Origin of the sequence: Hyphomicrobium sp. 1Nfss2.1 (assembly GCF_965243865.1) — a bacterium.
Taxonomy (GTDB): Bacteria; Pseudomonadota; Alphaproteobacteria; order Rhizobiales; family Hyphomicrobiaceae; genus Hyphomicrobium_A.
The window spans coordinates 3398830-3413442 of the sequence record NZ_OZ251603.1 but is presented as its reverse complement, the minus strand read 5'-3'; the positions used below and the strand labels follow the sequence as shown (position 1 = coordinate 3413442).

General features: G+C 63.9%; 7 protein-coding genes. 3 read left to right on the top strand and 4 right to left on the bottom strand.

Annotated elements, in window-relative coordinates; translation table 11 throughout:
- Positions 1–562 precede the first annotated feature (562 nt).
- Positions 563–2575 carry an acyltransferase family protein gene (locus ACP15D_RS16630; RefSeq protein WP_424958543.1) on the top strand — a complete coding sequence of 671 codons (2013 nt, stop codon included), beginning with the start codon at positions 563–565 and terminating at the stop codon, positions 2573–2575.
- A gap of 73 nt (positions 2576–2648) precedes the next feature.
- On the opposite strand, the gene ACP15D_RS16625 is transcribed toward ACP15D_RS16630, so the two are convergent.
- Genes ACP15D_RS16625 through ACP15D_RS16615 form a run of 3 tightly spaced genes read right to left on the bottom strand, consistent with a single transcriptional unit; the run spans position 2649 to position 7270 of the window.
- Positions 2649–4610 carry a MacB family efflux pump subunit gene (locus ACP15D_RS16625; protein WP_424958542.1) on the bottom strand — a complete coding sequence of 654 codons (1962 nt, stop codon included), beginning with the start codon at positions 4608–4610 and terminating at the stop codon, positions 2649–2651.
- Positions 4610–5842 carry an efflux RND transporter periplasmic adaptor subunit gene (locus tag ACP15D_RS16620; RefSeq protein WP_424958541.1) on the bottom strand — a complete coding sequence of 411 codons (1233 nt, stop codon included), beginning with the start codon at positions 5840–5842 and terminating at the stop codon, positions 4610–4612. Before ACP15D_RS16620 ends, ACP15D_RS16625 begins: the two co-directional genes overlap by 1 nt.
- Entirely contained in the window at positions 5843–7270 is a 1428-nt protein-coding gene (locus ACP15D_RS16615) for an efflux transporter outer membrane subunit (RefSeq protein WP_424959258.1), read from the bottom strand.
- Positions 7271–7711: 441 nt separating this feature from the next.
- On the opposite strand from ACP15D_RS16615, the gene ACP15D_RS16610 reads away from it, so the two are divergent.
- A complete protein-coding gene (locus tag ACP15D_RS16610; protein WP_424958540.1) occupies positions 7712–9556 on the top strand; it encodes an autotransporter assembly complex protein TamA in 1845 nt (614 codons plus the stop codon).
- A complete protein-coding gene (locus ACP15D_RS16605; protein ID WP_424958539.1) occupies positions 9556–13851 on the top strand; it encodes a translocation/assembly module TamB domain-containing protein in 4296 nt (1431 codons plus the stop codon). The genes ACP15D_RS16610 and ACP15D_RS16605 overlap by 1 nt, the downstream gene beginning before the upstream one ends.
- Before the next feature lie 124 nt (positions 13852–13975).
- Here the strand turns inward: ACP15D_RS16605 and ACP15D_RS16600 are convergent, their stop codons facing one another.
- On the bottom strand, positions 13976–14608 hold the full coding sequence (locus tag ACP15D_RS16600; protein WP_424958538.1) for a response regulator transcription factor: 633 nt from the start codon (positions 14606–14608) through the stop codon (positions 13976–13978).
- Positions 14609–14613 lie beyond the last annotated feature (5 nt).

Genomic DNA, 14613 nt, shown 5'->3' with positions numbered 1-14613 from the left:
GATAAGCCCAAGCGGCGCACGGCTTGGAGCAGCCGCCACTATACGGGCAGAGGTTGCATTGTCTACTGTCCCGGTATGGTATTTCTGCGGTGGAGAGCGGGCGACGCCAGTGCCGCGCACGACCACCTAATGCTCGGAGCGGTGATGGTGGATCTGCATCGACAGGCGGTCGCCGGGATTGCCGCGCTGAAGCTTCACCTGAGGAAGCGGTGATCGTCGCTGCAAATGACGATCGGCGCACTGCAGTCGACGTGATCGACGCGGCGGATGACCTGTCCCGATCGGCCGGAAACGGACGCTGCAATATTCCCATCACTGGAATTTGGGGTCGCACACCGCTGGTGTGCGGTGGCGGAGGGTGCCAAGAGACCCACGCGCTCACTGATACGCCCGCGCCACACCCAGCCGCAAAACTAACCTGCGATTGCCTCTTAGCTGCGAATGCCAACCTGCCGCCGTTCCTTAATAATTGACCGGCGCTCCGCACCCCATCTAACCTTACTTCGTATTTTGCATAACAGTGGTTTTTTGCGGCGCGGGGTCAGTTTAGGTGGGTCGGGGTTTGGGCGGTGCGCCGAGAGTTGCTCCCGGCGGCTACCATAGTTTCATCGATGGTCTTCGGGCTGTCTCGATCATAACGGTTGTCGCCTATCACGCCGGAGTTCCGGGCTTTGGCGGTGGCTTCATCGGGGTCGATGTCTTCTTCGTCATATCCGGATACCTGATCATTTCGCTCATTCAGCGCGATGTGGTGAGCGGACAATTCTCGTTTGCCGAGTTCTGGGCACGACGCATCCGGCGGATCGTTCCGGCATATCTCGCCATGCTGGCAGGCACGTCGCTTCTGGCGTGGAACGCGCTGCTATTTTCGGACGAACTCGTGAATTTCGCTAAATCGGCGCAGGCATCTGCGCTGATGGTGTCGAACCACTTCTTCTATAATCGTCAGGGCTACTTCGATGTCGCCTCAGACGCGCAGCCGATGCTGCACACGTGGTCATTGTCGGTGGAGGAGCAGTTCTACGTCATTGCTCCCGTGGTGATATTTTTCGGCTGGCGATATCTGCCGCGCAAATTCGCCATCGCGCTGGCTGGGCTGGCGGCGGCCGCTTCGCTGGCCGGGTGCATCGCCTTCGCGGCGCGCGATCAAAGCATGACATTCTTCATCATGCCGTTTCGAGCCTGGGAGTTCGTTGCCGGAGGAGCCGTCGGGTTCATTGCCGCGCGTCTTGCCTCCCAATCCAAAGTTCTGATTGCGAGCCTCGGCTTTTTGGGTGTGGCATTGATCGCTACAGCCGCGGTCTTTGTGAGCGAGCAGCCATATCCTTCGTACTTCGCTCTGCTGCCGGTGGTCGGGGCTGTGATGGCGCTCGCATCCGGGCTGGCCGATCCGCACGGACTTTATGCGCGCGTACTATCGCTGCGCCCACTCGCGGCGATCGGCGTGCTCTCTTACGGCTGGTACCTGTGGCACTGGCCGTTGATCTCGCTCGGTCGCATCACGCGGTCGGGCGAGGCCGACCTTGCACTCGACAGCTTGATGGCTGCGATCGGCCTTCTGCTGGCGGTGGCCAGCTACTTCCTGGTTGAAAGGCCGATCCGGAAGCGACAATGGCGTTTTCCCCTGGCACTTGTGCCGGTGGGAGCCGTGCTGGTCTTCAGCGTTTCGGCGAACTACACATTCAAAGGGCGCGCGAAATCTCCGGAGATCCAGGCGATGCAGGTCCGGCTGGTGGAACGTCCGGCTGAATGCGCGCGCCACGGCGAGAAAGGCATCACTGACGTACTCGGTGAATGCAGAGCCTCGGGTCGTGGATCGATGACGTTCATCGGCGATTCCTACGCGATGGTCGCCTATCCCCCCGCTGCCGCGTTTGCGCGCGCGCGGGGCTTCTCGCCGCAGTTGCTCTGGCACGCGGGCTGTCCACCCGTCGCCAACTCCGACATCCTCGATTACGGGCAGCAGGGCTGCGCGGCGTTCAGGAACGCCCTGTTCGCGTGGCTTGGCCAAACGGAGACCGTGGTGGATCGCGCTGTGGTGGTCGCGAACTGGCCGCAGTATCTCGACAAGATCGCGCCCCAGGGCGAAAGGTCACCAATTCCCGAGAAGGATGCGATCGCTCGAATAGCTCGCGAAGCGGACTTTGCGCTCGCGCAGATGCGCAGCCGAGGCGCGTCGAAGATTCTGCTGGTCGGCCCTCACCCCTCGTTCCGGCACCTCGTGGCTGAATGCGTCTATCGTGCGCGGGGTGCCAGCCGTTCTGATGCGGCGTGCGCTGAAGCCAACGAGCGATCCTTAGAGATTTCTGGCGCGGTGAGCGCTGCGCTGGAGAATGTCGCGGCCAAGCATCCATACGTACGCTTCGTCGATTCAATCGCGTTCGTGTGCCCTGGTGGGAAGTGTCAGATAACGAGGGATGAAAAGCCGCTCATCGTCGACAACGGGCATCTTTCCTGGAGCGGGGCGGAGGCGTTTCTGGAATTTCAGGCAGCAAGCTTCCTCTGGTTGCTCGAGGACGAGGCGCCCGGCGAGGTTAGCATCGAGACATCGAGCACCAGTGCGCCGGCCCCGTAAAGTTTGACGCCACGTGCTCTCATGGGTGGGCACGACGCTTCCCGCCCACGTCAGGACTAACCGGCGACACCTTTTAGGTGCGGGCGAGAGCGACGACCGGGTCGAGGCGAGACGCGTTGCGCGCGGGCAAATAGCCGAACACCACACCGATCAAACTGGAGCACAGCACCGCGACGATGATCGACGCGGGCGAGTATACCAGCGCAAAGTTGGTGGTGAGCGAGCTGAAGATGACACCGAAGCCCAACGCGAGCGCAATGCCCAGCAGTCCGCCCATGACGCACACGAGCACTGCCTCGATCAAGAATTGCTGCAGAATGTCTCCCTGACGCGCTCCGACAGCCATCCGCACCCCGATTTCGGGCACGCGCTCGGACACCGATACGAGCATGATGTTCATCACACCGATGCCGCCGACGATCAGCGAGATCACGGCGATGGCGGCCACCAGGAGGGTCATGGTCTGAGTGGTGCTGGTGATGGTCTGGCGGATGTCGTCGGTATTGATGATGAAGAAGTCTTTGGTGCCGTGCCGCTGCGTCAGGAATGCGGTGACTGCCTGTTCGGCCACATTGGGGGAGACGTCATCCTCAACGCGCAAGGTGATGCTGCGCAGCGACGTGGTGCCGAGAATGCGGGTCTGAACCGTCGTATAGGGCAAATAGAGTGAGAGATTCTGGCTAGAGCCAAAGCCACCCTGCTGAGGCCGGATCACGCCGATGATGCGGCAGGGAACCTGACCGATCAGGATTACCTCCCCTACTCCGCCGTTGGGGAAATCGGCGAACAGCGCTTTGCGCGTGTTGTCGTCGATGACAACCTCTTGTGCGCGGGTGCGCACACTATCGGCATCGAAAAGCCGTCCCATGGCGAGCTGAGCGCCACGGGCAGCGAAGTACGCCGCGCCGACGCCGTTCACCTGAGCTGACGATTCGTTCTCGGCGAAGCGGACCGTGCTTGACGTCGAGACCGTTGGTGTCACGGCGGCCGCGTACGGTTGCTTGGCAAGCTCGTCGGCGTCTTTCACTACCAGTGTCGTGATCTTTCCCGAGCGCGTGTCGCCGAAATTCCGGCCGGCGAATATCTCCAGCGTGTTGGTACCGAGGCTGCTGATGTTTTCCAGCACGCGCTGTTGCGATCCCGCACCCAAGGCCACGACGCATACGACGGATGCGATGCCGATGATGATGCCGAGCATCGTCAGCAGCGTACGCAGCCGGTGCGCCTGGAGGGCACGCATCGCCATGATAAACGCCTGGCGCAGCCGATTGGCAATTGCACCGACGCCCGCGCCACCACGTGTCTTGCGGTCTTGCGGCTCAGTTTTGACGGACGTTCGCACCTCTCCAGTGGGACCATCCGATACGACCTTGCCGTCGCTCAGCTCGATAATGCGCTCCGCGTTGCGCGCAACCGAGGGATCGTGCGTTACGATGATGACGGTGCGGCCCTCGTTGTGCAGCTTGCGCAGGATTTGCAGAACTTCCTTGCCGCTCTGACTGTCGAGTGCACCTGTCGGCTCGTCGGCGAGGATGACGTCGGCATCGTTGATCAGCGCGCGGGCGATAGAGACGCGTTGCTGTTGTCCGCCGGACAACTGGCCGGGACGGTGTTCCTCGCGCGCGGACATACCGAGCCGCCCGAGCAACCCCTTGGCGCGTGATCGGCGCTCGCTTTGTGCGACGCCGGCGTACACCGCCGGCACCTCGACGTTGCCAAGGGCGCTCAGCTCAGGCAGCAGGTGATAGCGCTGGAAGATGAAGCCGAAGTGCTCGCGGCGCAATGCCGCCAGCTCGTCTGCCTCGAGTGATGAGGTCTCGCGACCGGCAATGCGATAGCTGCCGGATGTCGGCCGGTCCAGGCAGCCGAGGACGTTCATCAGCGTCGACTTTCCGGACCCTGACGCGCCGATGATGGCCACCAGTTCGCCCGGCGCGATGGTGATGGAGACGTCGCTCAGCGCGGCGATGACGGTGTCGCCCGAGATATATTCCCGGCTGACACCGTGCAAAGCGATGATTGGCTCGGCGCTCATTAGAATCCCATCGGTGGCCCGGGCGGGCGAGATGATGTGGAGGAAGACGCCTGCGCGCTGGCTTCGGCGATGACGACGCGCTCGCCTCCTTCGAGACCCGACGTCACCTCGGCGGTGACCTTGTTGTTGAGGCCGATCTCGACGAGGCGCTCCGAAATGGTACCCGCGTGATCGACGACGCGCACCGCGTAGCGCCCCTCACCGTTCTTGCGACCGAGCGCGGCAGACGACACTGTGAGCACGTTGGTGGCCTCGCCGAGGATAATATGCACCTCCGCCGTCATGTAGGTCCGCAGACGATGACCAGGGTTGGGAACATTGAACACGCCGATATAGTAGATCGCTGAACTGCTGGACGACGTGGTCGACGAGCTGCTGCTCGACGAACTGAAACTGCTATCGCTCTTGATCGTTTCTGGCGCGGGCTCGATCTGCTCCAGGCTCGCCTCGTAGCGAGAGTCCGGGTCACCAATGATGGTGAAGAAGATGCGTTGTCCAGCTTTCACCTTGACGATGTCGGCTTCGGAGATCTCTGCGCGGACAGTCATCGTTTCCAGCTCACCGAGGATGATGATCGTCGGTGCCGATTGTACGGCGTTGACGGTCTGGCCCTCTTGCGTGACGACCGACAGAACCGTGCCATCGATGGGGGCAGTGATCTTGGTGTAACCGAGGTTGGCTTGCGCCGTGGCAACTGCCACCTCCGCGGCGATGATCTGCGCGGCGAGCGCGTCGATCTGCGCTCTGGTGGTCGCCACCGTTGCCTCGGCGCTCTCGTAGTCTGCCTGCGAAACAGCCCGCTGGGCGATCATGTTCTTCTGTCTCGTATAGGTGCGGATGGCCAAGTCGAGGCTGGCTTCCTTTTCCTCCTTCTGCGCCTTGACGTTGGCGAGGGTCGCTTTAGCGGTGCGCAGAGCGTTCTCCTGAGTGATGGAATCGATCTCGGCGACGAGCTCTCCGCTGGTGACCTGCTGACCGGGCTTCACCTTGACGGAGGTGACGCGGCCGGACACCTGCGCGCCAACGGCGACCAGCTTGACCGGCTTCAAGGTGCCGGTGGCGAGAACGGTCATCTCGACGTCTCCACGCGTCACCGCCGCTGTCGAGAGCGAGCGGGAAGCGGGCGATGAACGGGCGCCGAAGTAAAAATAGCCCGCAGCACCTAGCACGACGACGAAGAGGCTGAGGCGCACGATCCACCGCCAGATGGGAGCACGATAAGACTTAGACATTTACGCGCCCCCTGCCGGACGCCAAAAGTGCGGGCCGGTGTTGGCGTCGACGACTGTGGGATGCCCAGCATCAACCTCGCCGTCCCAGCCGCCGCCAAGAGCCTTCATCAGTGCGATGTAGTCAGTGGCGATTGCAGCGCGGCTGACGAGAAGAGCATCCTCGGCCGAATAAGCCGAGCGTTCAGCATCGAGCACGTCGAGAAAATCCGACGAGCCACCCTGGTAGAGTTGCTGCGACAGTTTGGACGCTTCGCGATACGACGCCGCGGCCGATGCGAGCTTACGGTTCCTCTGACGCTCACGACCCAGCGCGACAGCCGAGTTCTCGACGTCTTCCAGCGCCTCGAGCACTACGGAATGGTAGGCGAGGAAGTACTGATCGCGTTGCGCCCTCGCGATGTCGACGGCGGCGCGAAGCTGTCCGCCCTGGAATATCGGAACAGAAAGCGACGGGCCGAACGACCAGCCGATGGTGGAGGCTTTGCCTATGTCACCGATACTAAGTGCTGTAGTCGCGATATTGCCGGTGAGGCTGACGCCAGGGTAGCGTGCGGCTTCCGCCTGACCGATCTTGGCCGTCGCTTGCGCGTACTGGCGCTCGGCGAGGCGGACATCGGGACGCGTGATGAGCACGTCGGCGGGAACGCCAGCGGATGGTAGTGCCTTGGGTTGCGGTATTTCGCGGGCCTGTTTCAAGCGGCCGGCAAGAGCGCCGGGCGCGCGGCCCGTCAGCACGCTGAGGCGATGGACGGTCTCGGCGTAGGATGTTTCGAGGGCGGGGACGTTGGCCTCAGTGGAGGCCGCAAGACCGACAGCGCGGGCGACGTCAACCGACGATGCGCTTCCAGCGTCAAGCTGGCGCTGCGTCAGAGCTGCCGTTTCCCTCTGCGAGGCGGCCGTGCGGCGCGCCAGGGCTATGCGGGTCTGATAGCCGCGCAAGGCGATGTAGTTAGAGGCGATGTCACCGATGAGCGTGAGCTGGGTGGCGCGCAGGTCTTCCTTGGAGGCATCGAGGCCGTAGGCCGCGGCTTCGATGGCGCGCTTGTTGGCGCCGAAGATGTCGGCTTCCCAGCTCGCGTCAAAGCCCGCCTGATACTGCGTATAATATTGCGCTCCGCCTGAGCTCGATCCGGATGCCGACTTGGAGCGCGTTACTTCGCCGCCGGCGTCGGCAAATGGAAGCAGGCCGCCCACCGCCTGACGATAGGTCGCGCGGGCCTCGCGGATGCGCGCCTTCGCGGCCGCCACGTCAAGGTTGTGGTTGATGCCCTCTTCAATCAACGCATTCAGGAGAGGGTCGCCGAAGCGCCGCCACCAGTGCGACAACTCGGGTGGGCGCGCGGGACCCTGAGTGGTCGCCCATTGATTCGGCAGCGGCATGGCCGGCTGCATGTAGTCAGGGCCGACGACACAGCCGCCCAGCGCCATACAGCCCGCCACCAGGGCGAGGCCGACTCCAAACACACGTACGCAGTACACTAGACGAACTCCCACCTACCGAACTCTTGCAACGCCCGGCTCCCCCTTCTCCCGTCGCTCGTTCCTGATCCGCGCAGGGATACCAGCGACGGAGTTGCTTCTGGGCCACGCCCAGTGCGGCGAAGAGGAGCGGAATGATTGATCCACAGCATCGCTCGAGGGGCTGCGCAGGGGAGCTTTTGTCCGCCCCGCAGGGTTGTGTCCCCCAGCCAACTCGCTCAACATGAAGCCTAGAGATTCGCGTTGGTTTTGGGCCAGCGCAGCTTCTTCTGTACGGAGGTCCGATCCGCTGTTCGGCGTGGCGTAACAAATTTTGGCACCACATCCGAAAGCGAAGCTTTGAGAGCCGTTACCAAACTTGTTCCGTTGCTCGGTATCTGTGGCGCCCTGGTGTCGTGCTCCGCGGGTGCGGCCATTGCCGACGTGCTCGATCTGCCGTTCCTGTCGAATTCCGATTCCGATGCCGTCGGCGCGCTGAAGTATCAGGTGAGCGTCGCCGTCGACGGGGAAGACGAGGCGCTGAAAACGCTGCTCTCGTCGATCTCAGTACTGGTCAGCCAGACGAAGCAGGGCGCTGCGGACGGTGCGGCGTTGCTGGCGCGTGCGCGCGGCGATGTCGACCGAGTCATCGGAGGCCTCTACTCGGAGGCCTACTATGGTGGCGAGGTGGATATCCGCGTCGCCGGTAAGCCACTGGATCAGGTGCGGCCCGAGGAACTGCCATCAGCGCCGGGTGGCGCGCCAATCGATGTTTCGGTGCATGTGAAGCCAGGGCCTCGCTTCAGCTTCGGCAACGTGAGCGTCGGCCAGACGACGCAAACCGTGGACGCACCGGCGACACAACCGGAGCAGTATGCGCTGGTGGCGGGCAAGCCAGCGAAAGCGGAACTGATCACGAGCGCCATCGACAAGCTGGTCGAGGCGTGGCGCGCCAGCGGCTATCCGCTCGCTGAGATCGCCGAAAAGGAGATCGTCGCCGACCATGCGCGCTCAGTGGTCGATGTCCGGTTGGTGGTGGCGCCGGGATCGCCTGCGGTCTACGGCTGGATCAACGTGACCGGCACCTCGACGTTGGAAACCGGCAGTATTGCGCGGCAGACGGCGCTGCAGCCGGGTCAGCGCTTCAGCACTTCAGACTTGAAGACTACGCGCGATCGCCTGCGCAAGATCGAGAGTATCGAAAGCGTGCGCATCGTCGAAGGCGATGCGGTGGATGATGACGGCGGCATACCGATCACCGTCGAGGTGACGGAGCGCAAGCCGCGCTTTTTCGGCGCGACAGTGTCCGCCTCAACGGTCGATGGCGCCGAAGTGCAAGCCTATTGGGGCCATCGCAATCTATTCGGCGAGGGCGAGCGGCTGAAGATCGACGCGACGGTGTCGCAGATCGGTGGCGATGGACTGGAGCAGGTTCAGTTCGATGCGGGGGCAGTGCTGACCAAGCCGGGCGTGCTCGACATCGACACCGATTTCTTCGGCGAGCTGCGCATCATTCGCGAACGTCCCGACACGTACGAGAGCCTCGGCGGCAATGGCAAGATCGGATTGGCACACCGGTTTGATCGCAGTCTTTCCGGATCGCTGGCGCTGTCAGGTTCGCAGTCGCGCATTGAGGATGCATTCGGTGACGCCAATTACACGCTGCTGAGCCTGCCGGGCGAACTCGCCTACGATACACGCGACAACCGGATGGATCCGAGCCACGGCGTCAACGCACTCATGCAGTTCGATCCGGTGGCGGAGCTGTCGGATGGCTCGGCGTTTGGCGCGGCTAACCTTCGCATCGCAAGCTATGCTCCGCTGGACGAGGATGGGCGGTTCGTGCTCGCGGGGCGCATCATCGCCGGCAGCGACTTCGGCACCTCGCTGGAAGGCACCCCGGCGACGTATCGCTATTTTGCCGGCGGCGGCGGCTCCGTTCGCGGCTACGAGTATCGGAGCCTTGGCCCGACCTATAACGGGTCGGTCGTGGGCGGTCTGTCCATGCTCGGTGCATCAGCAGAACTGCGCATGCGGCTGTTCGAGAGCTTCGGCCTCGTGCCATTCGTCGACATGGCGACGGTCTCGCCCGACAGCCTGCCGGGCTTCAACGACAACGTCTACATCGGCGCGGGGCTGGGGCTGCGTTACTACACATCGCTAGGTCCGATCCGCATCGACGTCGCGGCGCCGACGACGCACACGCAAGGGCAACCGAAAGTCGGCGTCTATCTCGGATTGGGGCAGGCCTTTTGATGCGGCGCGCGCGCAAATGGCTGGCGAGGAGCGGACTGGCACTGCTGGTTGTCTTCTTGGCCACGACCGGCCTGCTGGCGACGTCCGCCGGCCAACGCCTTGCGCTGTCGCTGGCGAGCTATGTTGCGTCCGACGCAGACAGCCGGCTGGAGATCGGTTCGCTCGAAGGATCACTATTCGGCGATGGCCGCATCGATCGTATCGTGCTGAGCGACCGCAACGGGTCATGGCTGGAGATGCACGCGCTGCATATTTCATGGCAGCCCGCGCAGTTGCTCGTGGGGCGCGTCGCGGTGGACACCATCGACATCGGCACGGTGCGCGTGCTGAGACAGCCGGTGAGCAGCAGCGCCAGTGCCGACAGTGGGGATGCGGGCGGTGGTGCGCCGACGCTCATTCCGGTGACGCTCGGGCGCGCGGAGGTGCGCGAACTGATCATCGAGGAGCCAGTGGCCGGAATGACGGCGCGGCTGCGCGTGACGGCCAGCGCCGATCTCGCCGATCCTGTGCGCGGGCTTTCTGCGCAACTGGCCGTGCTACGGCTTGACCAACCGGGCGCTCGGCTTCAGGCCCGGTTCGGATACCACCCTGATAGCGATGTTGTCGATCTCGTCATCGACGGGCAGGAGCCGGCCGATGGATTGATCGCGCATGTGTTAGAAGTTCCAGACCGACCGCCGATGGGCGTGCACTTCTCCGGCTCGGGACCGCGCGATAGATGGCGGGCGGAGTGGGCGCTTCTTGCGTCGGAGCAGCGCTTCGCCGCCGGCACGGTCAGCGTCGACCGCGTAGCGGACGGGCACAAGCTCACATCGCACCTCGAAGGGTATCTGGCACGCGTGGTGCCGGCGACGCTGGCCGGCGTTCTCGATGGCAAGACTGTCGGCACTTTGAGAGGCGTGTGGTCTGAGAACGATCGCTTCCGGCTCGACGAGTTCACACTGTCGAGCGCGGCTATTGCTGTGTCGGCCAGCGGCGCGATTGATCTGGCGCGGCCGTATGTGCATGGGCGAGCCGCGGTGCAGCTGGCGCGGCAGGACGGCGCGCCGGTGGAATTCGCGCTCGGCGATGCGCACGTTACGTTGCGCAGTCTCGCGGCCAAGATTGTTGCGCCTGATGCGGAAAGCCGCGTAGTGCACGCCGAAGTCGATGCTGAGGGCCTGGGAGGGTCGGTCGGTTCGGTTGCTTCGCTGAAGCTGTCGGCGCGCGCCGAGCAAACGGACGCGGCTGGCCGAATGGCGTTCGATGCAGCAAAGATCGAAGGGTCGGCGACGGCCGAGGGTGTGTTGCCGCCGGGAGGCAGCGACACGCCGACAACGGCGGCGCTGACGCTGTTGGGGCAAGCGAAGTCGGGCGTGCTGACGATTGCGAAGCTCCGCGCAGCGCTAGCGGGAGCTATCGTCGATGCCAGCGCAACGGTGAGTGGCCGGCGCATCGCTGGCTCAGCCGATCTCAACGTTGCCGACCTTGGCTCGCTGGCGTCGCTGGCGGGACGTCCATTGGCTGGTGCTGTGGCGCTGCGCGCATCGGGGGAGGCGGGATTTGACGGTGATGACTTTGCGCTCGTCATCGAGGGCAGCAGCCGCGATCTAAAGTTGGGAGCGGACGCCGCCGACCGGCTACTGGCGGGCACGGCGCGGATCAACGGCCGGCTGGCGCGCGTGAAGGGCGGCGATATCCAGGTCGACGATCTCGCCTTCAAGGCCGATGCGGCGGATGCGCTGGTGCGCGCGCGCTTCAGTGGCTCGTCGCTGGCGCTGGCGGTGCGCGCGAACGTGCGCGACCTTGCAAAAGTTGCCGATGCTCTCGGCGGCTCGGCGGCGTTGCAAATCGATGTTTCCGGTGCGGGAGATAACCTCATCTCCAAGGTTTCGATCAGCGGCGATGATGTGCGCGTCAACGGCGCGAAGCTCAATGCGCCGAGGCTGACGTTCTCCGGGCGCGGTCCGCTCGACGCTCACGCGGGCCGGCTCGATATTGGCGGCGATGTCGGCGGCAAGCCGATCGATGGCGGCGCTGCGATTGCCTTCGCCGAGGCAAGTGGGCTGAAAATCGACGATTTGAAACTGACGCTGGCATCGGCCCAGGTGGGCGGTAGTTTGCATTTGCCGCCCAATGGCGCTCCGAACGGACGCCTTGTCATCTCCGTGCCGCGGCTTGGTGACCTCGCGCCGCTCGCCGGTGTGCCGATGGCGGGGAGCGCCAAGGCCGACGTTGAGCTGACGGACAATGGCGGCGTTGCGGTCGCCACGTTGCAGGCGGAGGCGCCGGCTCTGCGCATCGCCGAGAAGAAGCTGCAGGGTCTCTCCGCGCGCGCTACGCTGGTCGATTACATGCAGGCCTTGCGCATTACGGGACAGGTGCGGCTAGCCAGCTTCGACGACGCGGGCATTAAGTTGCGCGATGCACAGATTGATGCGGTGCCCGCGAAGGATGGCACCGCGATCAAAGCGTCGGCGCGGGTGAATGACTTCGCGGCAACGGTGAGTGCAGAGGCTGCGCGCAAAGAGTCGACACTCACGGTGAGCGTGGCGTCGGCTAGCCTGCGCAAGGAAGGCCTTTCCGCGCTGATCGATCAGCGCGCAACGGTGACGATGGCTAACGACGCAGTGAAGATCGACCGGCTCGTAATCAAGACGGACAAGGGGCGCACCGAGATCGCGGGCACAATTGCACCGGACGCGATGGATCTATCGATTGCGCTGAAGCAGCTACCAGCCGGGCTCGCAAATGCTTTCGATTCCACACTTGGACTCGAGGGGCACATCGACGGCACCGTCAAGATCGGTGGATCCTTCAAGACACCGAAGGCTGACGCGGCCGTTGCCTGGACCGGGGCATCGGCTGCCGCAATGCGTGCGCAAAGCCTTCCGCCGCTGAGGGTCGATGCACGGGCGCGCCTCGCTGGTGAGGACGCTACCGGCGAAGTCACGGTCAGCGGGGCGGGAGGGCTGTCGGCGAAAGCAGTGGGGCGCGCGGGGATCGGCGCCAAGGGTGCCATTGCCGTCAAAGTCAACGGCACCATTCCGCTCGTGCTTGCCAATGGCGCGCTCGGTGACCGGGCTGCGAGCGCCAGCGGGACGGCTTACGTTGCAGCCGATGTCACCGGTGCGCTCGCCGATCCGCGGGTTGCCGGGACGATACGCATAGAGAATGCCGCGTTGAACGATCCGGGCGGCGGGCTGAAACTTGCGGCCATCAACGGCGCGGCGAATTTCACGCGCAACGGGCTGACGATCGAGCGCTTGCAGGGTACGAGCGTGCGCGGTGGCACATTCACCAGCGGTGGCAGCGTGCTGATCGGCCAGAATGGCGCCATCACCACAGATCTAGAACTGAAACTCGTCGGGTTGAAGTTCGACGATCAGCAGCTCATATCGGGCGAACTCGACGCCGATCTTGCCGTGAGTGGGCCTCTGGATGCGCTGCTCGCCCGAGGGAACATCGGACTGAAGCGCCTCGACGTGACGGTTCCCAGCCAGCTGCCGGGCTCGATCACCTCACTCGACATCAAGCACGTAAATGCGCCCGCCGGCAGCTATGCCGCGCGGGCGGCCAGCAAGGCACAAGAGCAGCGCAGCGCACCGGCGGTGAACGGGCGGCTCGATGTGCGCCTCGATGCGGCCAACCGCATCTTCGTACGTGGCCGCGGTCTCGACGCGCAACTGGGCGGCGCGCTGCACGTGCAGGGTACGACCAACGCGCCGCGCGCCGACGGCGCATTCGTGATGGAGCGCGGGCGCCTGTCGATCCTCGGCCGCGAACTCGATTTCAAGCGCGGGCGCATCTACTTCAACGGCAGCGTGCAGCCGATGCTCGACATGGAAGCAGCGGCCGATGCCGACGGCTACACCATAACCGTCACGATTTCGGGACCGGCAGCCAAGCCGACCTTCACGTTCTCGTCCGATCCCGCGTTGCCTGAAGACGAGGTGATCGCGCGGCTGCTGTTCAACAAGTCTTTGGCGAAGCTGTCAGCGGTGCAGCTGGCGCAGCTTGCCGGCGAGATCGACAAGATCGGCGGGTTGTCGAGCGGACCCAGCACGCTGGATCGCTTGAAGAGTGCCGCCGGTATCGACGTGTTCGATGTCTCGACGGACGATGCGAACAATCCCGTCGTCTCCGCGGGCAGCTATGTCAACGAGAGCACTTATGTGGGCGTTAAGCAGGGCACAAGCGCCAGCTCAAGCCGCGTAGTGATCGACCACGATCTCACCAAGACGCTGAAGGCGCGCGGCGAGCTTGGTGCCGATGGGAACAGCAAGATCGGTGTTGGTGTCGAGTGGGACTATTGAGCATGGGGGTGGCTGTGTGCCGTCGCGGCGAGAGCCTTCTCGATTGACGTCGAAGCGCCCCCTCACCCGAAGCTCATTTGCATTCGCTCCGGCCTCTCCCCGCCGGGGAGAGGCTAAGTAGAGTTTAGCCCGAGCGGGTGGCGCGGCCGTGCATCGTATCGGTTTCTGCGAGCAGCTTGACCAGCTCAACGGCGCTGCGCACGCCGAGCTTCTCGAAGATGCGCGCGCGGTGCACCTCGACGGTGCGGATGGCAATGGACAGCTCGTCGGCAATGACTTTGTTCGGCTTGCCGGCCACAAGGAGTTGCATCACCTCCGCCTCGCGGTCCGACAACGTTGCCAGGCGGTCGGTGTGGGAGCGGCGCGCGGCGTCCTGCTCGGCGCGTGCGTCGTCGTCGGCCATGGCGGCGATGAGCTTATCGACGAGATCGTTGGCGTCGAACGGCTTTTCGATGAAGTCGCGCACGCCCTTCTTCAAGGCTTCGACGGCCATCGGCACGTCGCCGTGCCCGGTGAGGACGATGCAGGGCAAACGCGATCCGGCTTCCCGCAGGCGCGAGAACAGCTCCAATCCCGAGATGCCGCCCATGCGGATGTCGGTTAGCACGCAGCCGCGCAAGCCGGGGTTGAAGAATTCGAGGAACTCCTCGCCGGAAGAGAAGGTCGATGTGCTCACGCGACGCGACGACAGCAGAAACGTCAGCGCGTCACGCAGTGTGGCATCATCATCGACGACGTAGACGCGTGACTGGCTCATGTCGG